Here is a 22,673-nt window from a genome sequence, read left to right on the forward strand (position 1 = left end):
CTCCGCCCTGCCCGACGAGCCGAGCGCGACCGCTCCTTCCCGTCCTTCACATCCTTCTAGAGTCCTCGTCCTCAACTCCGGCTCCTCGTCGGTGAAGTACCAGCTGCTGGACATGGGGGACCGCAGCCGGCTCGCGTCCGGCCTGGTCGAGCGGATCGGCGAGCAGACCTCGCTGGTCCGGCACACACCGCTGGCGCCGGGCGGGGGACCCGGGGACGGGGTGGGCGGGAAGACACGGGAGCGGACCGGTCCGGTCGCCGACCACGACGCCGCCCTGAAGGCGATGGCCGAGGAACTGGCCCTCGACGGGCTGGGGCTCGACTCCCCCGCACTGGTCGCGATCGGGCACCGGGTGGTGCACGGCGGGATGCACTTCACCGAGCCGACCGTCGTGGACGAGGCAGTGCTCGCCGAGATCGAGCGGCTCATCCCGGTCGCCCCGCTGCACAACCCGGCCAACCTGACGGGCATCCGCACCGCCATGGCGCTGCGCCCGGACCTGCCGCAGGTCGCCGTCTTCGACACCGCCTTCCACACCACCATGCCGGAGTCGGCCGCCCGCTACGCGATCGACGTGGCGACCGCCGACGAGCACCGCGTCCGCCGCTACGGCTTCCACGGCACCTCGCACGCGTATGTGTCCCGGGAGACGGCCCGGCTGCTCGGGAAGGCGCCCGAGGACGTGAACGTCATCGTGCTGCACCTGGGCAACGGGGCGTCCGCCTCGGCGGTGCGGGGCGGGAAGTGCGTGGACACCTCCATGGGACTGACGCCCTTGGAGGGACTGGTGATGGGTACCCGGTCCGGAGACATGGACCCGGCCGTCATCTTCCATTTGATGCGTGTTGGCGAAATGTCCGCCGACGAGATCGACACTCTCCTCAACAAGAAGAGCGGACTGGTCGGTCTGTGCGGTGACAACGACATGCGGGAGATCCGCCGCCGGGTCGACGCGGGCGACGAACAGGCGAAGCTCGCGTTCGACATCTACATTCACCGGCTGAAGAAGTACATCGGTGCCTATTACGCCGTTCTCGGACGGGTGGACGCGGTGGCGTTCACCGCCGGGGTCGGCGAGAACGCCGCTCCGGTGCGGGAGGCGGCCGTGGCGGGCCTGACGGAACTGGGTCTGGCGGTCGACGCCGAACGCAACGGCGCGCGCGGTGACGGGTCGCGGCTGATTTCGCCCGCGGGTGCGCGGGTCGCGGTCGCCGTGGTACCGACGGATGAGGAAATGGAGATCGCCACACAGACCTACGCACTGGCCGGAAAGCGCAATTGAGCAGCGGCTTTCTCATGTGTATCTTCCGCCAGACGGAATATTCCGGAGCGAAACAAACCGATAGGATCGCCCCATGCGCCGTTCCAAAATCGTCTGTACTCTCGGCCCCGCGGTCGACTCCCACGAGCAGCTCGTCGCCCTGATCGAAGCCGGCATGAACGTGGCCCGCTTCAACTTCAGCCACGGCTCGCACGCCGAGCACCAGGGCAGGTACGACAGGGTCCGTGCCGCCGCCAAGGAGACCGGCAGGGCCATCGGCGTCCTCGCCGACCTCCAGGGCCCGAAGATCCGCCTGGAGACCTTCGCCGAGGGTCCCGTCGAGCTGGTGCGCGGTGACGAGTTCACCATCACCACCGAGGACGTCCCCGGCGACCGGACCATCTGCGGAACGACCTACAAGGGCCTGCCGGGCGACGTCTCCCGCGGCGACCAGGTGCTGATCAACGACGGCAACGTCGAGCTGAAGGTGCTGGACGTCGAGGGCACCCGGGTGCGGACGATCGTCATCGAGGGTGGTGTCATCTCCGACCACAAGGGCATCAACCTGCCCGGTGCGGCCGTGAACGTGCCCGCGCTGTCCGAGAAGGACATCGAGGACCTGCGGTTCGCGCTGCGCATGGGCTGCGACCTGGTCGCGCTGTCCTTCGTCCGGGACGCCAAGGACGTGGCCGACGTCCACCGCGTGATGGACGAGGAGGGCCGCCGGGTGCCCGTCATCGCCAAGGTGGAGAAGCCGCAGGCGGTGGAGAACATGGAGGACGTCGTGATGGCGTTCGACGGTGTGATGGTCGCCCGCGGCGACCTGGCCGTCGAGTACCCGCTCGAGAAGGTCCCCATGGTGCAGAAGCGCCTGATCGAGCTGTGCCGTCGTAACGCCAAGCCGGTGATCGTGGCGACCCAGATGATGGAGTCGATGATCACCAACTCCCGCCCGACTCGCGCCGAGGCCTCCGACGTGGCCAACGCGATCCTGGACGGCACCGACGCGGTCATGCTGTCGGCCGAGTCGAGCGTGGGCGCGTACCCGATCGAGACCGTGCGGACGATGTCGAGGATCGTCCAGGCGGCCGAGCAGGAGCTGCTCTCCAAGGGCCTGCAGCCGCTGGTGCCCGGCAAGAAGCCCCGCACCCAGGGCGGTTCGGTGGCCCGGGCCGCCGCCGAGATCGCCGACTTCCTCGGCGCCAAGGGCCTGGTGGCCTTCACCCAGTCCGGCGACACGGCCCGGCGGCTGTCCCGCTACCGCGCCGGCCAGCCGCTCCTGGCGTTCACCACGGACGAGTCCACCCGTAACCAGCTCGCGCTCAGCTGGGGTGTGGAGCCGCACGTCGTGCCGTTCGTGAACAGCACCGACGAGATGGTCGACCTGGTCCAGCAGGAGCTGGTCCGGCTTCACAGCTTCGACGAGGGCGACATCGTGGTGATCACCGCCGGCTCGCCGCCCGGCGTCCCCGGCACCACCAACATGGTCCGCGTCCACCACATGGGCGGCGCCACCGGCTGACCCACCCGCGTGCACGACGCCGAGGGCGCCCCCTGGAGAGGGAGCGCCCTCGGCGTCGTGCGGCTCCCGGAGTGGTCCGACGGAACCGACGGATCCTCAGGTGACGTACTGCCGCAGGCCCGGCACGTGCAGGGTTCCGCCGAACTGGCCGGCCTGCTGGACCGTCACATCGGTGAAGTAGATCAGGGGGATGTTGAGCGGCGGCGGGTTCTCGGGGTCGAAGGTGACCGGGATCAGCCCGAGCAGCTTGCCGGAGATGCGTTCCGTGTACATCACGGTGTCGCCGTCGCGGATGGTGGACATCGACCCCTTGGCCGCCTGCACGTGGTGGGTCCTGCCGATCGACTTGTCCTCGACCGTCTGGTGCAGGTCGCCGATGTCGGTGCCGTCGGAGACGACGTACTTCAGGACCTTCTTGACTTTGCCGCTCGCGGTCCGGACCTCGACGATGCCCTGGTAGTCGGCACCCTTCAGCAGCAGCGAACTGGCGTTCAGGAACCAGGGGTCGTCGGGCAACGGGACCCTGTTGTCGACCCCGCCCTCGGCGTCGGTGGCCACCGGGCAGTCGTCGGGGTCGGCCGTGGCACTCCCGGACGGGTCGGCCGGATCGACCGGGGCGGCCGGGCTCGGCGAGGCGGTGACGGGATCCGCCGACTCCGGGGCCGCCGGGGTTTCCGGAGTCTCCGGGGCCACCGGGGTCTCGGCCGCCGTGTCGGCGGCTTCCTCAGCGGTGTCCTTCGCGGCTTCGGTGGCCTTCTCGACGGCCTTCTGGGCGGCCTCGACGGCGGAGGCCGACGGGGTGGGGCTCGGGCTCTCCTCGGCCTTCTTGTCCTTGGGGGTGAAGACGTCTTTGACGGCGTCCCCGATGTCCTCCAGGAGGTCGCGCTCGGTCTCCGAGGGGGTGGGCACGGGTTCGGCCCGGTCGCCGGAGTCCTGCTCGCCCGAGGTCGCGGACGGGGCGGGCGCGGGCTCCCTCTTGTTGCCCTTGTCGTCCTTGTCGTCGGAACCCGCATCCGAGGAAGGAGCTGAAGGGGACGAGCCGTTGGCCGTGCCCCTGCCCTCGCCCGGGTTCGCGGTCCTGCGCTCCCCGGCGGTGGCCGGGGAGCTCGACTCCGTGCCGGCGTCGGCGTCGGGGGACGGAGTCGCCGTGTCGCTCGCCGAGGCGGACGGACCGGGCGAGGAGGACGCGCCGCCCTCTGATTCCTCCAGGGCCGCCACGCAGTCCTTGTACTCGTCGGCGGTCAGGCTCCTGGAGTGCGGCCGCTCGTCGGCCTGGGCCAGCGTCGGCGTGAACCCCATTCCCATGAGGAGCGCGGTCGGCATCGCCGCGAAGGCGATCGCCTTCCCCGCGGGCATGTGGAACTTGGTGAGCAGCGGCTTCCTGGGGGCCGCGTGGCGTGGTCCCCCTCTCTCCGGAGTCAGGGCCACGGCGGCACTCTGGTCTCGCGTCTCGTCAGCCGACACGGTGCCCCCTGTCGCGGTCCTCGATCCGGGTTTCGTCCGCCTCCCCAAGGTCGCCGTCCTCGTACGGAGGGTGCGGCTTTCCCGCCTCACCGCCGGTGCCCTCAGCGGCGCCCTTCCGGGCGCCGTCTCCGGCGGGCCCGCCGGAGGACTCCCGGTGCCCGTGCGCCTCGGCCTGCGGCTTGTCCGGCACCCAGGAGAGGGCCAGCGCACCGCCGATCAGGGCGAGCAGGAAGCCGACCAGGAAGCCACCGATGTTGGAGACCACCAGGGACACCAGGGCCAGAAGGATCGACGCCACACCGGCGAAGATCCTGGTGGCCTGCTGGAACCACATGGTCAGGCCCAGCGTGACCAGCAGGACACCGATGATCAGAGAGCCCGCGCCGGCGGTCGTCGCCATGGCGATCGACATATGGCCCAGCTTCAGCGTGGCATAGGGGAAGTAAGCGATGGGCACCCCGCCGAGCAGGGTGAACAGGCCCGCCCAGAACGGCCGGTGGCCCCGCCAGTCACGGAATCGCAGACGCAGCCGGGTGAAGGTCCCGGCGCTCTGGACCGGAGTCTCGGCACTCATGGAAAACAGCTCCCTGGTCCGGTGGAGTTACATACCGGCTCGGCCTGGGGGTGGAGAAGCCGGAAGGTCTGAGTCTGTGCGTACACCCGGGCACGAAGCACCGGGCTGGGTGTGCGGGGCGGGGAAGCGACCGCTTCCCCGCCCCGCACTCGGCCGCTCAGCCGGCCAAGGACGTCTCCGGGACGGAGTCCGTCAGTAGCATTCCATCTTGGGGTCCCCGCCCAGACGCATCTTCAGGCCGCTGAGCTTGAACGTACCGGCCGTGGTCGCCCACGCCGTCTGCTTGACGTTCCTGAGGTCGGCCTTCTCCGCCTGCTGGGCGAAGCCGCCCGGCAGCGCGTTCTCACCGTCCTTCACCGCGGGACCGCGGGTCTTGTCCTGGACCGCAACACCGATGTCGATGTTGGTGAAGGTCGCATCGGCGTCGAGCTGGGCGACGTCGATGTAGAGGTTCTTGGCCTTGACCTTCTGCTGCGCGTTCGGACCCGCCTCGAGACGGAGGTAGACCGTCTTCCCTATGAGGGGAATCTCCGTCTTGACGGACTGGCACATCTTGGTGATCTCGGCACGGTCGAACGACGAGATCGCCACCGGACGCTGGGTCTTGGTCTTGCCGTCGGTCGACGTGTAGCCGGTGTCGATACCGCCGTACTGGGCGAAGCCCCATCCCTCGAGATGGCTGGCCGTCACCTTGAACTCCTGGCCGGAGACGCTGAACGACGCCGCGAGGGCGCCCTGCGCCAGGCTGATGCCCACCGCCGCCGTGGCGGCCACGCTGGGCACCATCACCACGGCGAACCGCTTCCATCTGGTCCCGCCACGCACCTGGGACTCCATATTTCCTCCTTCTCGGACGTACATCTCCTGCTCTGACGCACCGCCGACAGGCGGGCAGCCGGGCAGGGATGGGAGAAGTGCTACGTCCTCGGGAAGGAGAGCGCCGCGCCCGGCAACGCACGAAGCGCCCGAATCACCGGCGATCACCCCCCGAGCGACAACCACTGGTCGCGCCTGACACGCATCACGCACAACCTGCTGGACAGGCTTCGCCGGGTGAGCGAAGACCCCCCTGTCCGAGAACCGGCTCCACTGCCGCCGGTTCTGCTCGGTGGGGACCCAGGAACGCCCGTGTCCCGACCGGCTGTCGGAGTACGGGCAATGGACCGAGCGTCGCCGATCGTGGTGCATTCTCGCCGCCCGCACAAGGGGGTTCATTACTCGCTGGTAACGGCCGAACAACCGGAGGGCGACCCACCGGCGCCGGACGGCGACCCTCGGTGTCTCGCAGGGGGCGGACAAAACAGTTGACGACTGGACAGAGCCCGACAGATCGACATGCGCGACTTACTCGCAGTAACAGCGGCCGCGATTGCCAAGTTTTGGCAAAGCGCGGCCGCAGGGGCCTCCGGTCGGCCAATCTCTCACTCGGGCACCACCGGCCCGGAAACCGCCTCGGACGGCCGGGCAAAGGGCACCGATCCGCTCAGAACAGGGCACGCGCCAGCGCTCTGCGCGCGGCGATCACGCGCGGATCCTCGGCCCCGACCACCTCGAACAGCTCGAGCAGGCGCACCCGTACGGCCTCGCGGTCGTCGCTGGCCGTGCGCCCCACCGTCTCGATGAGCCGGCCGAAGGCGTCCTCGACATGACCACCCACCAGGTCCAGGTCGGCGGCGGTGATCTGCGCCTCGACGTCCTGCGGCTTCCCGGCGGCGTCCGCGCGCACCCGCTGCGGGTCCAGACCCTCCACCCGCTGGAGCAACTCGGCTTGGGCGAGCCCCAGTTGAGCCTCCGGGTTGCCCGGGTCGTCGGTGAGCACGTTCTTGTACGCCTGGATCGCACCGCCCAGGTCGCCGGCGTCCAGCGCCCGCACGGCGGCCTCCAGCAGGGCGTCGTACGGACCGACGGGCGCCTCGGCGCCCGAGGCGGCACCGCCGCCGCCCGGCACGGCGTCGGGGTCGACGGTGAGTCCGGTCAGACCGAAGCGCTCCTCGGCGACCTGCACCAGCTGGTCCAGGGTCTGGCGGATCTGCGTCTCGCCCGCGGCCCCCTGGAAGAGCGGCAGCGCCTGCCCGGCCACCACCGCGAACACCGCGGGGATGCCCTGGACACCGAACTGCTGCATCAGCATCTGGTTGGCGTCGACGTCGATCTTGGCGAGCAGGAAGCGCCCGTTGTACTCGACGGCGAGCCGCTCCAGGACGGGGCTCAGCTGCTTGCAGGGCTCACACCATTCGGCCCAGAAGTCGATGACGACCGGGACCTCGGTGGACCGCTGCAGGATGTCGCTCTCGAAGCCGGCCTCGTCGACGTCGATGACGAGGTCGGCCGGGGAGACCGCGCCCCCGCCGCCCTGCCGGGCCGCCTCCGCGCGGGCCTGCTCCGCCTTCGTCTTGGCCTCCTGGGCCGCCTTCACCGCGGCGAGGTCGACGACTCCGCTCATGGACATGTTCCGTGGCTGCATACGTCTATCCTCCCCCGTACCCCGCGTGTCTGTGAAAACGCCGGGAAACCCGGGCGTCCGCGTCCTCTTCGGCACCGGGTCCCCACCCGCGCCAGTGGTCGTCGCTCGAGCGGGTCGGCCGTTCCGCCCGGGCCGCCCCCACTTTCGCTACGGCTCGTAGCGTAACGCCCGGCGCGGCGCACGGGCCGGGCCACCCCGGTGATCTCCCTCACGCTCCCCTCACCGCGACACGGGAACCGGCGGATAGGGTCGTGCCCATGCAGAGCAGCGCCAGTCGGTCCCCCGCCACGCGCACCGGACGCCCGCGCAGCGCCGCGGCGGACACCGCGATCCTGGCCGCGACGCGGGAGGCCCTGGTCGAACTGGGATGGTCCAGACTCACCCTGGGGGACGTCGCGAGCCGCGCGGGAGTCGCCAAGACCACCCTCTACCGGCGCTGGGCGGGCAAGAACGAGCTGGTCGTGGACGCGGTCGCCGAACTCTTCGACGAACTCGAACTCCCCGACCGCGGCAGCCTCGCCGCGGACATCGAGGGCGTGGTCCTCCAGCTCGCGGCGTTGCTGTCCCGCCCGGAGGCCAGGTGCGGACTGATGGCGGCGGTCGCGGAGTCCACCCTCGACGAGGCCCTGCGCGAACGCATCCGCACCTCGATCGTCCAACGGCAGAAACGCCTGGTCCACACCGGCCGCGCCCGCGCCCAGACACGCGGCGAACTGCCGCCCGACCCCGACCCGGCCGAGGCGGCCCGCACCGTGGACCTGATCTTCGACATGGTCGCCGGCGCGGTGGTACACCGCACGCTGGTCAGCGGACGCCCGGCGGACGAGGAGTGGGTCCACGACCTCACCCACGTCCTCCTCACCGGCCTCACCACCCCCGACCCCATTCCGTAGTCGGGATCGGGGTGGGGACGGCGGTCAGAACCCCGCGGGCTCGGTGTACACCCCCCACTCGTCCCGCAGCGCGTCGCAGATCTCGCCGAGGGTCGCCTCGGCGCGTACGGCGTCCAGCATCGGCTCGATCATGTTGGCGCCGGAGCGGGCCGCGTCGAGCATGGCGGCCAGGGCGGCCCGTACCGCCGCGTCGTCGCGGGCGGCCTTGCGCTCACCCAGGATCCGCACCTGCTCGCGTTCCACCTCGTGGCTGACCCGGAGGATCTCCAGGTCACCGGTGACCGAGCCAGTGTGGACGTTGACACCGACGACCTTCTTGTCGCCCTTCTCCAGCGCCTGCTGGTAGCGGAACGCCGATTCGGCGATCTCGCCGGTGAACCAGCCGTCCTCGATACCGCGCAGGATGCCTGAGGTGATCGGCCCGATGGGGTGCTGCCCGTCGGGGTGCGCGCGCAGCCCTCGTTCCTTGATCTGCTCGAAGATCCTCTCCGCGTCCGCCTCGATCCGGTCCGTCAGCTGTTCCACGAACCAGGAACCGCCCAGCGGGTCGGCCACATGGGCGACGCCGGTCTCCTCCATGAGCACCTGCTGGGTGCGCAGGGCGATCTCGGCGGCCTGCTCGCTGGGCAGGGCCAGCGTCTCGTCCAGGGCGTTGGTGTGCAGGGAGTTGGTCCCGCCGAGCACGGCGGCGAGCGCCTCCACGGCCGTCCGCACGACGTTGTTGTACGGCTGCTGCGCGGTCAGCGAGACGCCCGCGGTCTGCGTGTGGAACCGCAGCCACTGCGCCTTCTCGCTCTTCGCGCCGTACACGTCCCGCATCCAGCGGGCCCAGATGCGGCGCGCGGCACGGAACTTGGCGATCTCCTCGAAGAAGTCGAGGTGCGCGTCGAAGAAGAAGGACAGGCCGGGCGCGAACACGTCCACGTCGAGCCCGCGGCTGAGCCCCAGCTCCACGTACCCGAAGCCGTCCGCCAGCGTGTACGCCAACTCCTGGGCGGCCGTCGCCCCGGCCTCGCGGATGTGGTAGCCGGAGACGGAGAGCGGCTTGTAGGCGGGGATGCCGGCCGCGCAGTGCTCCATCAGGTCGCCGATGAGGCGCAGATGCGGCTCGGGCTGGAAGAGCCACTCCTTCTGGGCGATGTACTCCTTGAAGATGTCCGTCTGCAGCGTGCCGTTGAGTACGGCGGGGTCCACGCCCTGGCGCTCGGCGGCGACGATGTACATGCAGAAGACGGGCACGGCGGGCCCGCTGATCGTCATGGAGGTCGTCACGTCCCCGAGGGGGATGTCGTCGAACAGGACCTCCATGTCGGCAGCCGAGTCGATGGCCACCCCGCAGTGCCCGACCTCGCCCAGGGAGCGCGGGTCGTCGGAGTCGCGGCCCATGAGCGTCGGCATGTCGAAGGCGACGGAGAGCCCGCCGCCGCCGTTGTTCAGGATCATCTTGTAGCGCTCGTTGGTCTGCTCGGCGTTGCCGAACCCGGCGAACTGCCGGATCGTCCAGGTGCGCCCCCGGTAGCCAGTCGGATACAGACCGCGGGTGAAGGGGTACTCACCGGGCCAGCCGATCCGCTCGAACCCCTCGTAGGCGTCCCCGGGCCGCGGCCCGTACACCGGCTCCACGGGATCGCCGGAGAGCGTGGTGAAGTCCGCCTCGCGCTTGCGCGCGGCGTCGTACCGGGCCTGCCAGCGACGGCGGCCTTCCTCGATGGCGTCAGCGTCCATGCCTTCGAATTTACTAGGACGTCCTAGTAAACGATAGTGGTGCAGGCCAGGACGGGGGACGGGACATCACAGCGGACCGGATACCCTCGACGGCATGAAGAAGAGCGTCTTGACCCGGTACCGGGTGTTGGCACATGTCACCGCAGTCCTTCTGGTTCTGCTGACCGTCGGCGTGATCGGCAAGCGTGTACTGGGCCTGGACGGCTTCGACGGCTTCGTCTCGGTGGTCGGCATCGCTCACGGCTGGCTCTATGTGCTGTACCTGATCTTCGCGTTCGACCTCGGCAGCAAGATGAAGATGCCCGTGGGACGGCAACTGTGGGTGCTGCTCGCCGGAACCGTCCCGACGGCGGCCTTCTTCGTCGAACGCCGGGTGACCCGCGAGGCGGAACCGCTCATCGCGAAGGACGCCGACACCACGCCCGCGACAGCCTGACCGCTGTCGCGGGGCACTGCCTCACTTCGTGATGTAGTGGCACTGTGTGGCACGCAGCTTGCCGTTGACGAACAGCTTCGCGCAGGCCTTGCCGTAGGTCGGCAGCGTCCGGGCGCCGACCCGGCGCAGCGGGGCGCCGTCGCACTCGGCGTGCGTAGCACCCCGCGCGGTCCGGTACGCCCTGCCGTTCGTGTCGGCGTAGGCGAAGTCGATCCGCCAGTTGCAGAACCGCGAGAAGGTCGCGGCAGCACCGACGCAGTCGACGCCCGCGAGCTGGCCGGAGACCCGCTTCCCGGAGCCGTCGATCCTGTGGGTCAGGAAGCAACCGACAGGGACCTTCACCGCGGCACCCCGCACCTCGTAGGTGAAAGTACCGATGGCGGTGGACCCCAAGGCGCCGGCGTGCGCCGGTCCCGCCGTACCCAGGGGGCCGACTGCGGCGAAACCCAGCACAGCGGTGGCGGCCAGGACACCACGGACAAAACAACGAAGACTCACGCGCGAGCTCCCACCCGAAGGAAACGGACGTCAGCCCTCCGCATGAGAGCCGATCGGCAGGATCTCAGCCGGAAATGAGTGCTTGAGCGTTTCTGCGGGCTGACGGGGAGGAAACCACTGTCAAGTGGTAAACCCCGGCCTGGTGCTGACGGCGTCAACCCTCTGCGAAGTCCCCCGCCGCGAGTCGCAGCGGGCGGAGGGCGGCGAAGAGTTCGGCGCATTCCTCGGCGTCGTAGGCGCTGAGGCCGAAGTCCATGGCCATCAGGTCGCGGGTGGCCTCCTCGACGACCTCGCGCCCCTTGTCGGTGATGCTCGCGAGGGTGCCGCGGCCGTCGTTGGGGTTGGGGCGCTTGGCGACCAGGCCCGACCGCACCAGCCGGTCCACGGTGTTCGTCACCGAGGTGGGGTGCACCATGAGCCGCTCGCCGATCTTGGACATCGGCAGCTCGCCGGACTTCGAGAAGGTGAGCAGCACCAGAGCCTCGTACCGGGCGAAGGTGAGCCCGTACGGCTTGACCACCGCGTCGACCTCGGCCAGCAGGATCTGGTGGGCACGCATGACCGAGGTGATCGCGGCCATGGACGGCACGCTTCCCCAGCGCTGCTTCCAGAGTTCGTCGGCGCGGGCGATGGGATCGAACGAGAGACTGAGCGGTTTCGGCACGCGGCCGACCCTACCGGCCGGTCATATGCCGGTCAGCCCCGTCTCGCCCTTCGGTCCGCGCGGTACGGCGTCCGAGGGCGGGCCGACCGGTTGAGCAGTCGCTCAAAACAGCGCTAGCCTGTGCTCCACAGATTTTGAGCACTCGCTCAAACACACGGCTGACCGGGGGCGACATGGGGCTGTACATAGAGACGCACGTCCGCGCGGATCTCGACGAGCTGTGGGCACGCACCCAGGATCCGGCCGAGCACCGGCGCTGGGACCTCCGCTTCACCGAGATCCGCAACCTCCCGCGCGCGGACGACGAGCCTCAGCACTTCCGGTACGCCACGCGCGTGCTGCCGTTCCTCACCCTCGCCGGCACCGGTGTCTCGGCCGGGGAGAAGGAGCGCCCGGACGGCACCCGCACCTCCGCCCTCCGCTTCTCCTGCCCGCACCCGCTCTCCCTGCTCGCGGACGGCAGCGGCTACTGGCGTTACGTCCCCGACGGGGACGGGGTCCGCTTCCTGACCGGGTACGACTACCGGCCCCGCTGGGGCGCCCTCGGCGCGTTCGCGGACCGGCTGGTCCTGCGGCCCCTGATGGGCTGGGCGACGGCCTGGTCCTTCGACCGCCTGCGGATCTGGTTCGAGCACGGCGTCACCCCCGAGCGCGCCCGCCGCAACTGGCTGGCGGAGCTGACGCTCCGGGCCCTGGTGGCCTCCGCCGCCTGCGCCGCCCTCGCCTCGGGTCCCGCCGCCCCGTTCGGCCCCGCCGGGGCCTTTCCGGTCCCGCTGCTCCTGGCCTCGGCGGCCGGCGCGGCACTGCTCGCCCCGCCGCTGCCCCGCACGCCGGCCGCCCGTCGCTGCCTGCGCACCGCACCGGCCCGGGTCCGCCCGCCCCGCCTGCTGCGTTCCCTGGAGACGCCGCGATGACCTCGATCTTCCGCACCGTGATGGGCGCCGACTTCGACCGCCTCCACCCCGCGCTGCGCCGCCGCTTCTCCGTCGGCCTGACGAGCGGCGAGGCCTGCACCGGCCACGGCGTGATGGACCGCCTCTGGCACGGCGGCGCCTTCGTGAAGCCGTTCCTCGCCCTCGGCGCGACCCGGAACATCCTGGTCCCCCGGCAGGGCAGGCACGTCCCCTTCACCATCGAGAACGTCCCGTACACCGACGGCTTCGGCCGTGAGACGGTGACCTTCGTGCGCACCTTCCACCTGCCCGGCCGCCCCCGCCGGTTCGACGCCCAGATGGTGCTCGGCCCCCGGGGCGACCACATCGTCGACTACCTCGGCACCCACCAGCACCTCGCCTGCGACCTCCACTTCGGCGCGGAACCCGACGGCTCCCTGCTGATCCGCTCGGACCGGCACCGCTTCCGGCAGGGCCCGGTGGACGTACGCGTCCCCGAAGCGGTCAACGGGACGGCGGAGGTGCGCGAGTCCTACGACGAACGCAGCGGCCGCTTCCGCATCCGGGTCGATGTCACTCACCACCGTCTCGGGCCCCTCTTCGGCTACGAGGGTTCGTTCACCGCCGTCTACAGCGACGTGCGCACACACGGGGTACGCCCGGATCTGCGTCCGGTCCGTGAGGAGCCGCGCGCATGAGTCCCGCCCCCGACACCAGGAAGAAGCTGCTGGAGGGCACCCTGCGCACGCTCGCCGAACAGGGCATCGCCAAGGTCTCGGCCCGCACGATCGCAACGGCGGCCGGAGTCAATCAGGCGCTGGTCTTCTACCACTTCGGCTCGGTGGACGAACTGCTCTCCGCCGCCTGCCGGTACGGGGCCGAGCAGCGGGTCGCCCGCCACCGCCCCCGCCTCGCGACCATCGGTTCCCTCACGGAACTCCTCGCCTTCGGCCGGGAGATGCACGCCGAGGAGCGCGCTGCGGGCCACGTGGCCCTGCTCGGGCAGTTGCTGGCCGGTGCGCAGACCCACGACGCCCTGAAGCCGGCGACTGCGGCGGGGCTCGACCTGTGGATCGTGGAGATCGAGAAGGTCCTCGACCGGGTCCTGCCGGGAACACCGTTCGGCGAGTTCACCGAATCCGGAGGACTCGCCCGCGCGGTGGCGGCGTCCTTCGTGGGTCTCGAGCTGTACGAAGGGGTGGACCCGGCGGGGGCGGGGGCGGCGCTGGACACCCTGGAGCGGCTCGGGGCCCTCGTCGCCGCGCTCGACGATCTCGGCCCGATCGCGCACCGCGCGGTGCGTCATCACCTGCGCCGGACAGCCGGCCCCCGCTGACCCGCGGGACGGCCGGCCGGGCAGCGCCGTCCGGCCGTCGGGCAGGACGCGGGTCCGCTATTCCGTGTGTTCCGGGTTCCGCGCCAGGTGCCGCTCGACGGTGTCGACCTTGGCGGTGAGGCCGTCCTCGACTCCGGGGCGGAGGTCCGCCTTGAGGACGAGTGAGACCCGCGGCGCGCGTGCCTCGACCGCGGCCACGGCGCGCTTCACGACGTCCATCACCTCGTCCCAGTCCCCCTCGATCGAGGTGAACATGGCGTCGGTGCGGTTCGGCAGCCCGGACTCGCGGACCACCCGCACGGCGTCGGCGACGTACTCCCCCACGTCCTCGCCGACGCCCAGCGGTGTCACGGAGAAGGCGACGATCACGCGCCCACCACTCCCTCGGCGCGGGCCCGGGAGGCGATGACCGCGTCCTCGACCTCGGCCTTCAGCCGGCGGTCGGCGAAGAAGCCGCCGGTGGGCAGCACCGACATCAGGAAGTAGAAGGCGGCGGTCTTCAGCGTCCACTTGGCGCGGTTCCAGGCGTCGGCCCAGAAGAGCACGTACAGGATGAAGAGGACGGCGTGGATCCAGCCCAGCGCCGGGACGGCGTTGAACTCCGTGGTCCGCTTCAGGACCGAGGCGACGAGCAGCAGCAGGAACGAGATCGCCTCGGGGCCCGATACCAGGCGGAGACGGCGGAGGGCACTGGCGGTCTTGATGTCCACGGGTCACCTTCGATGGGAGAGACGTTTGTGAATGCACGCACAAGCGTTTGTCCATTGTGACAAACCCCGTCCCCGATCACCGGAGCGGGGGCGGTCCCTAGGGGAATCGTCCGGGTGCGACTCACCCCACAGGACCTGTCGGCGGGGCGGGGCGGCGGTTACCGTCACAGATGTGGCGATGTTCCGACTTCAGAGCAGCAAGGTGCTCGTCGTCGACATGACCGGGGATGCCGTGAAGGCGAAGAACGGCTCGATGGTCGCGTACGACGGCGAGATGGCGTTCAAGAAGCTCACGGGCGGCGGGGAGGGCATCCGGGGGATGGTGACCCGGCGGCTGACCGGTGAGCAGATGACGGTGATGGAGGTGAAGGGACGCGGAACCTGCTGGTTCGCCGATCGCGCCGCCGACATCAACCTCATCAGCCTCCAGGGGGACAAGCTCCACGTGGAGTCGAGCAACCTGCTGGCGACCGACGGCGGCCTGCGCACCGGGACCGGTTTCACGGGCCTGCGCGGGGCGTCGCAGGGCAACGGGCTGTTCACGACCACCGTCGAGGGGCACGGCCAGGCGGCGATCATGTCGGACGGGCCGGCCGTGGTGCTCCGGGTCGGCCCGCAGTACCCGCTGACCGTCGACCCCGGTGCCTACGTCGCCCACCAGGGGAATCTGCGGCAGTCCCTCCAGTCCGGGGTGACGTTCCGCACACTGATCGGGGAGGGCGGCGGCGAGGCGTTCCAGATGAGGTTCGAGGGCGACGGGCTGGTCTACGTGCAGCCCAGTGAGCGGAACACGATCGCGGGGGATGTCTGACGTGGGCTTCCGGGAGATCAACTCGAAGGTGGTCGAGGCGACCGTGACGCCCGGCCGGCGGCTGTTCAGCCAGCGCGGCGCGATGCTCGCGTACCGGGGGGAGGTCGGCTTCACGCCCGACATCGCGGGCGGTCAGGGCGGGCTGCGGTCGATGATCGGCCGGCGGGTGGCCGGGGAGGCCACGCCCCTGATGAGCGTCGAGGGCGAGGGCACGGTCCTGTTCGGGCACGGCGGCCACCACGTCCAGGTGATCGACCTCTCCGGGGACACCCTGTACGTCGAGGCGGACCGCCTGCTGGCGTTCGAGGGCACGCTGGAGCAGGGCACGGTGTTCCTGGGCTCGCAGGGCGGGGTGATGGGCATGGTCCGGGGTCAGGTCTCCGGGCAGGGCCTGTTCACCACCACGCTCAGGGGGCACGGTTCCGTGGCCGTCATGGCGCACGGGGGCGTGATCGAGATCCCGATCACCCCGCAGCGCCCGGTGCACGTCGACCCGCAGGCCTATGTCGCCCACCACGGCGACGTCCGCAACAGGCTGTCCACCGCGCTCGGCTGGCGGGACATGGTGGGGCGCGGTTCCGGTGAGGCGTTCCAGTTGGAGCTCAGCGGCAGCGGAGCGGTGTACGTCCAGGCGTCGGAGGAGAAACTGTGAGCCCCTACGGATTCCCGGGCGGCGGCCCCGGGCCCGCCGTCACGGTCTTCGACCCGACGACGCTGCCGTCCGACGACAACGTCGACGCCTACACCTTCTGCGTGGAGCTCCGGGGGAGCCGGTGGTTCCTGCAGAAGGGGAAGATGATCGCCTACTACGGCACGATCGAGTTCAACGGCATCGGGCACGGCCGACTCGACCGACTTGTCCGTACGTCGTTCCATTCACCACTGCACGCGAGCGACTGGGTCGTGGCGGAGGGCTCGGGCAAGATGCTCCTCGCCGACCGGGCCTTCGACGTGAATTCGTACGACCTCGAGGACGGCAATCTGACCATTCGCTCGGGCAACTTGCTCGCTTTTCAGCCAAGTCTGTCGCTGAAGCAGTCGATCGTGCCAGGTTTCCTGACCCTCATCGGAACCGGAAAGTTCGTGGCCGTGTCGAACGGTCCGGTGGTGTTCATGGAGCCCCCGCTCCGGGTGGACCCGCAGGCGCTGGTGGGATGGGCCGACTGCCCCTCCCCGTGCCACCACTACGACCACGGCTACATGACCGGTGTCATGGGCGGTCTACGTGCACTGACGGGCCTCGGCGGGGCTTCCGGCGAGGAGCACCAGTTCGAGTTCGTGGGGGCGGGCACCGTGCTGCTGCAGTCCTCCGAGACCCTGATGGCGGAGCAGTCCACGGGGGCCGTTCCGCAGGTGTCAGGGGTGCCCGGCGGCGGGGTTTCCGGAGCGCCCGGACAGACCACGGGGGCACCGCGCCTTCCCGGACAGCTGGGAGACCTCCAGCGTCGCTTCGGGCTGTGAGCGGTAGTCTGCGGAGTGTGACGTCGAACGCGTGCACGCTGCCACTGTCACGGAAACCGTCACTAGTTCGCCTTTCAACTTTTTAGGTAGACTTCATTCATGGAGACCGAAACGGCCACACGCTGGCTGACCAATGCGGAGCAGTGCGCTTGGCGCACCCACCTGGAGGTCAACAGGCTGTTGACGTACCAGCTCGAGAAGGATCTGCAGCCCTTCGGCCTGACAATGAACGACTACGAGATCCTGGTGAACCTGTCCGAGTCGGACGACCGCAGAATGCGGATGAGCGACCTCGCCTCCGCCACCATGCAGTCCAAGAGCCGACTCTCGCACCAGGTCACCCGGATGGAGAACGCGGGCCTGGTCCGGCGGCAGCACTGCGAGTCCGACCGGCGCGGCCTCTTCGCCGTCCTCACCGACCACGGCATGGAAACCATGCAGAAGGTCTCGCCCCACCACGTGGCGTCGGTGCGACGGCACTTCATCGACCTGCTCTCCTCCGAGACCCTCGGTGAGCTGGACAAGGCCCTCAAGCCCATCGCGGAGCACCTGCGCGACCAGCGCGGGCGCCTCTGACCACCGGTTCTCCTCAGGCGAGCGGCAGGCGGAGCTCGAACAGGGCTCCGCCTGTCGGCGCCGCACCGGCCGTGAGCGTCCCGCCGTGCCGTACGGCGACGTCCCTCGCGATGGCGAGGCCCAGGCCGGCCCCGCCGTCGTCACGGCTTCGGGCGTCGTCCAGCCGCACGAACCGCTGGAAGATCCGCTCCCGGTCGGCCTCGGCCACCCCGTCGCCGTCGTCGGCCACGCCGAGCACCGCCCAGTCGCCCTCGCGCCGCACGGTCACCGAGACCGTCTCGCGGGCGTGCCGACGGCCGTTGTCGAGCAGGTTGCCGAGCACCCGGCCCAGCTGCCCCCGCGACCCGGCCACCTCCGCCGTCTCCGCGTCCACCGTCACACCCGTCCGCCCCGCCGCCTCCTCGCGGGCCAGAGCCGCCAGGTCCACCCTGCCCTCGACAGGCCGCTCCCCCGCGTCCAGCCGGGCGAGCAACAGCAGGTCGGCGGCGAGGTGCTGGAGCCGCACGGTGTCCTCGACGGCGCCGTTCAGATCCAGGAGTTCGGGATGGGCGGCGGCCACCTCCAGCTGGGTGCGCAGGGACGCGATCGGGCTGCGCAGCTCGTGTGAGGCGTCGGCGACGAAGCTCCGCTGCCGCTCCACGGACGTCTCCAGGGCGGCGAGGGTCTCGTTGGTGGTGCGGGCGAGCCGCGCGATCTCGTCGTGGGTCGCCGGCTCCGGGACGCGGCGTGTGAGGTCCTCGGAGGCGGTGATCGCGGCCATCTCCTCGCGGATCGCGGCGACCGGGCGCAGGGCACGCCCGGTGAGCACCCAGGTCATGCCGGCGACGAGCGCCGCCAGCAGCGGGAAACCGATCAGCATCACGGTCAGCGCGGTCCGTACGGCGCTGTGCTCGGCGGCCAGCGGAGCACCGGCGTAGACGGTGAGCAGGCCCCGCTCGTGGGTCCGCACGTCGACGGCCGCGAAGCGGTAGTCGGCGGTCTCGTCGCCGATCGTCGCGGCGCCGCTGCCGTAGGTGGCCTGCCGGCTGGTCTCGCCGGGGGCGAGGGACGGGGCGGCCTCAGCGGCGTCCTGCGACTCCTCCGCTTCGTCCGAGTCGTCGGGGTCCTCCGTTTCGTGCTCGTCCTCTTCGTCTTCGTCGTCTTCGTCGTCGTCATCATCGTCGTCCTCGCGGGCCGGGGGCGAGGGTGAGGCCGAGGCTGAGGGCGAGGGCGACGGCCGGGGACTCACCTCGTCGGTGGCCGTGCCGCTGATCCACCGAAGGCCCTCGGCGGCCTTGACCAGGTTCCCGTCCTCGTCGACGATCTGCACCGGCCCGGCCTCGCCGTCCAGTCCCGACAGCTCGTCGTACGGGGTCCGCTCGGCGAGCTCGGAGGCGACCGACCGCGCCTTGCGCTCCGCCTCGGTGCCCGCCTCGGCGGTCAGGTTGGAGCGCAGCGCCTGCAGGACCGCGGTGCCGGTCACGACCAGCGCGACCACGACCACGAGCGTGGCACCGAGCGTCGCCCGGGAGCGGACCGAGCCGAACAGCCGCCTCATGGCGCCGTCTCCAGCCGGTAACCGGCGCCGCGCACCGTCCGGATCAGCTCGGCGCGGAGCTTGCGGCGCAGGGCACTGATGTAGACCTCGACGATGTTCGGGTCGCCCTCGTAGGCGAAGTCCCAGACGTGCTCCAGGATCTCCGCCTTGGAGACCACCTCGCCGGCCCGCAGCACCAGCTGCTCCAGCACGGAGAACTCCTTGGTCGTGAGCGCCACTTCGGCCTCGCCGAGGAAGACCCGGCGAGCCGCGGTGTCCACCTTGAGGTCCCCGTGCACATGCACCGGGGAGGCCCCGGCGCCCTGGCCCCGGCGGCGCAGCAGCGCCTTCACGCGGGCGACGAGGACGACGTAGGAGAACGGCTTGGTGAGGTAGTCGTCGGCGCCGGTGTCCAGCCCCTCGGCCTCGTCGTACTCACCGTCCTTGGCGGTGAGCATCAGGATCGGCACCTCGTGACCGGCGGCACGCAGGGCGGCGCAGACGCGGTAGCCGTTGAGGCCCGGCAGCATGATGTCGAGGATCACGAGGTCGTAGGTGCCCTCGGTGGCCCGGTGCAGGCCCTCCCTGCCGTCGTGGACGACGTCCACGGCGTATCCCTCGGCGGTCAGGCCCCTGGCCAGGGACAGGGCGAGGCGCTTTTCGTCCTCCACGATCAAGATCCGAAAGGTGCGGCGCGAAGCGCCTCCTGCAGGGTGGTGGTGGGTGACGGGTGGGCGCATGCGCACAAGGGTCTCAGAGTGAACCTGAAGATCACTTCAGGTGGTTTCAGGTTCCCCTCAGGATCGATCGGCGAGATTGAGGACGTCGAAAACGAAGCGACCGGGGAGGAACCACCATGAAGCGCAACATCGTGATCGCCGTCGTCACCGCCGCGGCACTCATCGGGGGAGGCACCGCGACGGCGATCGCGATCTCGGGGGACGACGAAACGCCGACGACGACGCACCCGGCGGAGACGCTGGGATCGGACGACGACCGGCGGGACGACGACGGTGACGACCTCGAGGACCGGGACGATCGCGACGACCTCGATGACGACGACGCTCTGGCGCTCTCCGCGAAGGTGAACGCGGCCGACGCCGTCGCCGCCGCCCTGGAGCACCGGTCGGGCACCGCGGTCTCCGTCGAGATGGACGATGACGACAACGACGATGACGACGACCGGAGCCACCGCGGCAAGGCCGCCTGGGAGGTCGACATCCTCGGCAAGGGCGACACCTGGTACAGCGTGTGGATCGACCCGAACACCGGCAAGGTGCTGGGCTCGGAGGTCGACAACGACGATGACGACGACGCCGACGAGGTGCGGGCGGCGCTGAAGGGCACCTCGGTGACGGCCGAGCAGGCCGCGAAGGCGGCCGCCGCCAAGGGCACGGTGACCTCGGTGGACCTGGACGACGACGACCGCGACGACCGGGGCTGGGAGGTCGAGACGGTCACCTCCGGCGACGACGACCGGGAATGGCTGGTCGGCCTGAACAGCGGCAAGGTCACGGCGGACGATGACGACGACCGCGGTGACGACGACCGCGACGACCGCTGAACGAACCGGTGAGCGAAGGGGCGGTGCGGGCGCATTCGCCCGTACCGCCCCTTCCCGTCAGTCCCCCGTCAGCCCCGCCACCAGTTCGTCCGCCGCGCGGTACGGGTCCAGCTCGCCGCCGACGATCCGGTCCGCCAGCGCGTCCAGCCGTCGGTCGCCGTGCAGGTCGCCGATCCGTTGCCGCAGGGCCGTGACGGCGATCGTCTCGACCTCGCGGGCGGCGCGGGCCCGCCGGCGCTCCGCCAGGACCCCGTGCTCCTCCATCCACGCGCGGTGCTTCTCCAGGGCCTCGACGACCTCGTCGACGCCCTCCGCGCGCGAGGCGACCGTCTTGACGATCGGCGGGCGCCAGTCACCGGGGGCCCGGGCCTCGCCGAGGCCCAGCATGTGGTTCAGGTCGCGGGCGGTGGCGTCCGCGCCGTCGCGGTCGGCCTTGTTGACGACGTAGACGTCGCCGATCTCCAGGATCCCCGCCTTGGCCGCCTGGATCCCGTCGCCCATGCCGGGTGCCAGCAGCACCACCGAGGTGTCGGCCTGGGAGGCGATCTCCACCTCTGACTGGCCCACGCCGACCGTCTCCACCAGGACCACCTCGCAGCCCGCCGCGTCCAGGACGCGGATGGCCTGCGGCGCGGCCCAGGCGAGGCCGCCCAGGTGGCCGCGGGTCGCCATGGAGCGGATGTAGACGCCGGGATCGGAGGCGTGCTCCGACATCCGGACCCGGTCGCCGAGCAGCGCGCCGCCGGAGAAGGGCGAGGACGGGTCGACGGCCAGGACGCCGACCCGCTTGCCCCGCTTGCGGTACGCGGTCACCAGCGCCGAGGTGGACGTCGACTTGCCGACGCCCGGCGATCCCGTCAGCCCGACCACGTACGCGTTGCCGGTCAGCGGCGCCAGGGCCGCCATGACCTCCCGCAACTGCGGGGACGCCCCCTCCACCAAGGAGATCAGCCGGGCCACGGCCCGCGGTCTGCCGTCCCTGGCCTGGGCCACCAGAGTGGAGACGTCCTGCATCACAGCTCCGTTCACGAGAGAAGAACCGGCCGACCGTCCGAGCCGGGTCAGGCCTTGGCCACCCGTACGATCAGGGCGTCGCCCTGGCCGCCGCCGCCGCACAGCGCCGCCGCGCCGACGCCGCCGCCGCGCCGCTTCAGCTCCAGCGCCAGGTGCAGCACCAGCCGGGCGCCGGACATGCCGATCGGGTGGCCGAGGGCGATGGCGCCGCCGTTGACGTTCACCTTTTCCGTGGAGACCCCGAGGTCCTTCATCGACTGCACGGCCACCGCGGCGAAGGCCTCGTTGATCTCGATCAGGTCGAGGTCGGAGACCTCCAGGCCCTCCTTCTTGAGGGCGTGGGCGATCGCGTTGGACGGCTGCGACTGGAGGGAGTTGTCGGGACCGGCCACATTGCCGTGGGAGCCGATCTCGGCGATCCACTCCAGGCCGAGCTCCTGCGCCTTGGCCTTGCTCATCACGACCACGGCCGCCGCACCGTCCGAGATCTGCGAGGAGGTGCCGGCGGTGATCGTGCCGTCCTTGGTGAAGGCGGGGCGCAGCTTGCCGAGCGACTCGGCGGTGGTGTCGCCGCGGATGCCCTCGTCCTGGTTGAAGAGGACCGGGTCGCCCTTGCGCTGGGGGATCTCGACGGGGGTGATCTCCGCCGCGAAGACGCCGTTCTTCTGCGCGGCGGCGGCCCGCTGGTGGGACAGGGCGGCGATCTCGTCCTGCTCGGCGCGGCCGATGCCGAGGCGCGTGTTGTGCTTCTCCGTGGACTCGCCCATGGCGATGCCCTCGAAGGTGTCGGTCAGTCCGTCGTGCGCCATGGCGTCGATCATCTGGACCGCACCGTACTTGAAGCCCTCACGGGACTTCGGCAGCAGGTGCGGGGCGTTGGTCATGGACTCCTGGCCGCCGGCGACGACCACGTCGAACTCACCCGCCCGGATCAACTGGTCGGCCAGCGCGATCGCGTCGAGACCGGACAGGCACACCTTGTTGACGGTGAGCGCCGGGACGTTCATCGGGATGCCGGCCTTGACGGCGGCCTGACGTGCGGGGATCTGCCCCGCCCCGGCCTGGAGCACCTGCCCCATGATCACATACTGGACCTGGTCGCCGCCGATCCCCGCACGGTCGAGGGCGGCCTTGATCGCGAAGCCGCCGAGGTCGGCCGCGGAGAAGGACTTCAGCGAGCCGAGCAGCCGGCCCATCGGGGTCCGGGCGCCCGCGACGATGACGGACGTCGTGCCGTTCGTGGCGGAAGGCGCTGATGATGCGGTGGATTCAGAAGCTGCAGAAGTCATGA

Annotated in this window: 25 protein-coding genes; 12 read left to right on the plus strand and 13 right to left on the minus strand. The window is 70.6% G+C overall.

Going from position 1 to position 22,673, the window contains the following annotated elements; genetic code table 11:
- The first annotated feature begins 7 nt into the window (after window positions 1–7).
- The gene (locus AB0I73_RS15510; RefSeq protein ID WP_363037685.1) at window positions 8–1,282 is read left to right on the plus strand and encodes an acetate kinase; all 1,275 of its coding nucleotides are present in this window, start codon (window positions 8–10) and stop codon (window positions 1,280–1,282) included.
- Window positions 1,283–1,355: 73 nt separating this feature from the next.
- Window positions 1,356–2,783, plus strand: coding sequence for a pyruvate kinase (pyk, locus tag AB0I73_RS15515; protein ID WP_363037531.1), 1,428 nt, complete (start codon window positions 1,356–1,358; stop codon window positions 2,781–2,783).
- A gap of 96 nt (window positions 2,784–2,879) precedes the next feature.
- Here the strand turns inward: pyk and AB0I73_RS15520 are convergent, their stop codons facing one another.
- The 4 genes from AB0I73_RS15520 to AB0I73_RS15535 form a co-directional block, all read right to left on the minus strand.
- Window positions 2,880–4,139 carry a hypothetical protein gene (locus AB0I73_RS15520; RefSeq protein WP_363037533.1) on the minus strand — a complete coding sequence of 420 codons (1,260 nt, stop codon included), beginning with the start codon at window positions 4,137–4,139 and terminating at the stop codon, window positions 2,880–2,882.
- A 97-nt stretch (window positions 4,140–4,236) separates the two neighbouring features.
- Window positions 4,237–4,821: a DUF6114 domain-containing protein gene (locus tag AB0I73_RS15525; RefSeq protein ID WP_363037535.1), complete on the minus strand. Its 585-nt coding sequence runs from the start codon at window positions 4,819–4,821 to the stop codon at window positions 4,237–4,239.
- Window positions 4,822–5,013: 192 nt separating this feature from the next.
- A complete protein-coding gene (locus AB0I73_RS15530) occupies window positions 5,014–5,658 on the minus strand; it encodes a DUF6230 family protein (RefSeq protein WP_363037537.1) in 645 nt (214 codons plus the stop codon).
- A gap of 646 nt (window positions 5,659–6,304) precedes the next feature.
- Window positions 6,305–7,285: a tetratricopeptide repeat protein gene (locus AB0I73_RS15535; RefSeq protein WP_363037539.1), complete on the minus strand. Its 981-nt coding sequence runs from the start codon at window positions 7,283–7,285 to the stop codon at window positions 6,305–6,307.
- A 257-nt stretch (window positions 7,286–7,542) separates the two neighbouring features.
- On the opposite strand from AB0I73_RS15535, the gene AB0I73_RS15540 reads away from it, so the two are divergent.
- Window positions 7,543–8,178 (plus strand): TetR/AcrR family transcriptional regulator, encoded by a 636-nt coding sequence (locus AB0I73_RS15540; protein ID WP_363037541.1) that lies wholly within the window; start codon window positions 7,543–7,545, stop codon window positions 8,176–8,178.
- Window positions 8,179–8,202: 24 nt separating this feature from the next.
- Here the strand turns inward: AB0I73_RS15540 and AB0I73_RS15545 are convergent, their stop codons facing one another.
- Window positions 8,203–9,903: a methylmalonyl-CoA mutase family protein gene (locus tag AB0I73_RS15545; RefSeq protein ID WP_363037543.1), complete on the minus strand. Its 1,701-nt coding sequence runs from the start codon at window positions 9,901–9,903 to the stop codon at window positions 8,203–8,205.
- A 94-nt stretch (window positions 9,904–9,997) separates the two neighbouring features.
- On the opposite strand from AB0I73_RS15545, the gene AB0I73_RS15550 reads away from it, so the two are divergent.
- A complete protein-coding gene (locus AB0I73_RS15550) occupies window positions 9,998–10,339 on the plus strand; it encodes a DUF3817 domain-containing protein (RefSeq protein WP_363037545.1) in 342 nt (113 codons plus the stop codon).
- A gap of 21 nt (window positions 10,340–10,360) precedes the next feature.
- On the opposite strand, the gene AB0I73_RS15555 is transcribed toward AB0I73_RS15550, so the two are convergent.
- Both AB0I73_RS15555 and AB0I73_RS15560 read right to left on the minus strand, forming a co-directional pair.
- A complete protein-coding gene (locus AB0I73_RS15555) occupies window positions 10,361–10,732 on the minus strand; it encodes a hypothetical protein (protein ID WP_363037547.1) in 372 nt (123 codons plus the stop codon).
- Window positions 10,733–10,991: 259 nt separating this feature from the next.
- Entirely contained in the window at window positions 10,992–11,501 is a 510-nt protein-coding gene (locus tag AB0I73_RS15560) for a MarR family transcriptional regulator (protein ID WP_363037549.1), read from the minus strand.
- 173 nt (window positions 11,502–11,674) lie between these two features.
- Between AB0I73_RS15560 and AB0I73_RS15565 the strand changes: the two genes are divergently transcribed.
- The 3 genes from AB0I73_RS15565 to AB0I73_RS15575 are packed head-to-tail and all read left to right on the plus strand — an operon-like array spanning window position 11,675 to window position 13,730.
- On the plus strand, window positions 11,675–12,415 hold the full coding sequence (locus tag AB0I73_RS15565; protein ID WP_363037551.1) for a hypothetical protein: 741 nt from the start codon (window positions 11,675–11,677) through the stop codon (window positions 12,413–12,415).
- Complete coding sequence (locus AB0I73_RS15570; RefSeq protein ID WP_363037553.1) at window positions 12,412–13,092, plus strand: DUF4166 domain-containing protein; 681 nt, start codon at window positions 12,412–12,414, stop codon at window positions 13,090–13,092. The genes AB0I73_RS15565 and AB0I73_RS15570 overlap by 4 nt, the downstream gene beginning before the upstream one ends.
- Window positions 13,089–13,730, plus strand: a complete 642-nt coding sequence (locus tag AB0I73_RS15575; RefSeq protein ID WP_363037555.1) for a TetR/AcrR family transcriptional regulator — start codon at window positions 13,089–13,091, stop codon at window positions 13,728–13,730. The genes AB0I73_RS15570 and AB0I73_RS15575 overlap by 4 nt, the downstream gene beginning before the upstream one ends.
- Before the next feature lie 57 nt (window positions 13,731–13,787).
- On the opposite strand, the gene AB0I73_RS15580 is transcribed toward AB0I73_RS15575, so the two are convergent.
- Both AB0I73_RS15580 and AB0I73_RS15585 read right to left on the minus strand, forming a co-directional pair.
- A complete protein-coding gene (locus AB0I73_RS15580; protein WP_363037557.1) occupies window positions 13,788–14,099 on the minus strand; it encodes an MTH1187 family thiamine-binding protein in 312 nt (103 codons plus the stop codon).
- Window positions 14,096–14,440, minus strand: coding sequence for a DUF3817 domain-containing protein (locus tag AB0I73_RS15585; RefSeq protein WP_363037559.1), 345 nt, complete (start codon window positions 14,438–14,440; stop codon window positions 14,096–14,098). The genes AB0I73_RS15580 and AB0I73_RS15585 overlap by 4 nt, the downstream gene beginning before the upstream one ends.
- Window positions 14,441–14,618: 178 nt before the next feature.
- On the opposite strand from AB0I73_RS15585, the gene AB0I73_RS15590 reads away from it, so the two are divergent.
- The 4 genes from AB0I73_RS15590 (at window position 14,619) to AB0I73_RS15605 (ending at window position 17,288) form a co-directional block, all read left to right on the plus strand.
- On the plus strand, window positions 14,619–15,251 hold the full coding sequence (locus AB0I73_RS15590) for an AIM24 family protein (protein WP_363037561.1): 633 nt from the start codon (window positions 14,619–14,621) through the stop codon (window positions 15,249–15,251).
- A gap of 1 nt (window position 15,252) precedes the next feature.
- Complete coding sequence (locus AB0I73_RS15595) at window positions 15,253–15,903, plus strand: AIM24 family protein (RefSeq protein WP_363037687.1); 651 nt, start codon at window positions 15,253–15,255, stop codon at window positions 15,901–15,903.
- Window positions 15,900–16,712, plus strand: coding sequence for an AIM24 family protein (locus AB0I73_RS15600; protein ID WP_363037563.1), 813 nt, complete (start codon window positions 15,900–15,902; stop codon window positions 16,710–16,712). The genes AB0I73_RS15595 and AB0I73_RS15600 overlap by 4 nt, the downstream gene beginning before the upstream one ends.
- Window positions 16,713–16,811: 99 nt before the next feature.
- Complete coding sequence (locus AB0I73_RS15605; protein ID WP_363037565.1) at window positions 16,812–17,288, plus strand: MarR family transcriptional regulator; 477 nt, start codon at window positions 16,812–16,814, stop codon at window positions 17,286–17,288.
- A gap of 13 nt (window positions 17,289–17,301) precedes the next feature.
- Here the strand turns inward: AB0I73_RS15605 and AB0I73_RS15610 are convergent, their stop codons facing one another.
- Both AB0I73_RS15610 and AB0I73_RS15615 read right to left on the minus strand, forming a co-directional pair.
- A complete protein-coding gene (locus AB0I73_RS15610; RefSeq protein WP_363037567.1) occupies window positions 17,302–18,825 on the minus strand; it encodes a HAMP domain-containing sensor histidine kinase in 1,524 nt (507 codons plus the stop codon).
- Window positions 18,822–19,544 (minus strand): response regulator transcription factor, encoded by a 723-nt coding sequence (locus AB0I73_RS15615; protein WP_363037569.1) that lies wholly within the window; start codon window positions 19,542–19,544, stop codon window positions 18,822–18,824. Before AB0I73_RS15615 ends, AB0I73_RS15610 begins: the two co-directional genes overlap by 4 nt.
- A gap of 116 nt (window positions 19,545–19,660) precedes the next feature.
- Here AB0I73_RS15615 and AB0I73_RS15620 point away from each other — a divergent pair, with 116 nt between their 5' ends.
- Window positions 19,661–20,368 (plus strand): PepSY domain-containing protein, encoded by a 708-nt coding sequence (locus AB0I73_RS15620; RefSeq protein ID WP_363037570.1) that lies wholly within the window; start codon window positions 19,661–19,663, stop codon window positions 20,366–20,368.
- A 57-nt stretch (window positions 20,369–20,425) separates the two neighbouring features.
- On the opposite strand, the gene meaB is transcribed toward AB0I73_RS15620, so the two are convergent.
- Together meaB and AB0I73_RS15630 are read right to left on the minus strand one after the other, a co-directional pair.
- Window positions 20,426–21,382, minus strand: coding sequence for a methylmalonyl Co-A mutase-associated GTPase MeaB (gene meaB, locus AB0I73_RS15625; RefSeq protein WP_363037572.1), 957 nt, complete (start codon window positions 21,380–21,382; stop codon window positions 20,426–20,428).
- A gap of 47 nt (window positions 21,383–21,429) precedes the next feature.
- The gene (locus AB0I73_RS15630; RefSeq protein WP_363037574.1) at window positions 21,430–22,671 is read right to left on the minus strand and encodes an acetyl-CoA C-acetyltransferase; all 1,242 of its coding nucleotides are present in this window, start codon (window positions 22,669–22,671) and stop codon (window positions 21,430–21,432) included.
- Window positions 22,672–22,673 lie beyond the last annotated feature (2 nt).

The sequence above is a fragment of the Streptomyces sp. NPDC050388 genome (genome assembly GCF_040655635.1).
Lineage (GTDB): Bacteria > Actinomycetota > Actinomycetes > Streptomycetales > Streptomycetaceae > Streptomyces.

Coding starts and splice junctions, on each gene's coding strand:
- pyk (WP_363037531.1), top strand. CDS start 1,356: ATGCGCCGTTCCAAAATCGTCTGTACTCTCGGCCCCGCGGTCGACTCC.
- AB0I73_RS15520 (WP_363037533.1), bottom strand. CDS start 4,139: ATGCCCGCGGGGAAGGCGATCGCCTTCGCGGCGATGCCGACCGCGCTC.
- AB0I73_RS15620 (WP_363037570.1), top strand. CDS start 19,661: ATGAAGCGCAACATCGTGATCGCCGTCGTCACCGCCGCGGCACTCATC.
- AB0I73_RS15575 (WP_363037555.1), top strand. CDS start 13,089: ATGAGTCCCGCCCCCGACACCAGGAAGAAGCTGCTGGAGGGCACCCTG.
- AB0I73_RS15605 (WP_363037565.1), top strand. CDS start 16,812: ATGGAGACCGAAACGGCCACACGCTGGCTGACCAATGCGGAGCAGTGC.
- AB0I73_RS15590 (WP_363037561.1), top strand. CDS start 14,619: ATGTTCCGACTTCAGAGCAGCAAGGTGCTCGTCGTCGACATGACCGGG.
- AB0I73_RS15570 (WP_363037553.1), top strand. CDS start 12,412: ATGACCTCGATCTTCCGCACCGTGATGGGCGCCGACTTCGACCGCCTC.
- AB0I73_RS15525 (WP_363037535.1), bottom strand. CDS start 4,821: ATGAGTGCCGAGACTCCGGTCCAGAGCGCCGGGACCTTCACCCGGCTG.
- AB0I73_RS15615 (WP_363037569.1), bottom strand. CDS start 19,544: ATGCGCCCACCCGTCACCCACCACCACCCTGCAGGAGGCGCTTCGCGC.
- AB0I73_RS15550 (WP_363037545.1), top strand. CDS start 9,998: ATGAAGAAGAGCGTCTTGACCCGGTACCGGGTGTTGGCACATGTCACC.
- AB0I73_RS15530 (WP_363037537.1), bottom strand. CDS start 5,658: ATGGAGTCCCAGGTGCGTGGCGGGACCAGATGGAAGCGGTTCGCCGTG.
- AB0I73_RS15610 (WP_363037567.1), bottom strand. CDS start 18,825: ATGAGGCGGCTGTTCGGCTCGGTCCGCTCCCGGGCGACGCTCGGTGCC.
- meaB (WP_363037572.1), bottom strand. CDS start 21,382: ATGCAGGACGTCTCCACTCTGGTGGCCCAGGCCAGGGACGGCAGACCG.
- AB0I73_RS15565 (WP_363037551.1), top strand. CDS start 11,675: ATGGGGCTGTACATAGAGACGCACGTCCGCGCGGATCTCGACGAGCTG.
- AB0I73_RS15630 (WP_363037574.1), bottom strand. CDS start 22,671: ATGACTTCTGCAGCTTCTGAATCCACCGCATCATCAGCGCCTTCCGCC.
- AB0I73_RS15540 (WP_363037541.1), top strand. CDS start 7,543: ATGCAGAGCAGCGCCAGTCGGTCCCCCGCCACGCGCACCGGACGCCCG.
- AB0I73_RS15535 (WP_363037539.1), bottom strand. CDS start 7,285: ATGCAGCCACGGAACATGTCCATGAGCGGAGTCGTCGACCTCGCCGCG.
- AB0I73_RS15545 (WP_363037543.1), bottom strand. CDS start 9,903: ATGGACGCTGACGCCATCGAGGAAGGCCGCCGTCGCTGGCAGGCCCGG.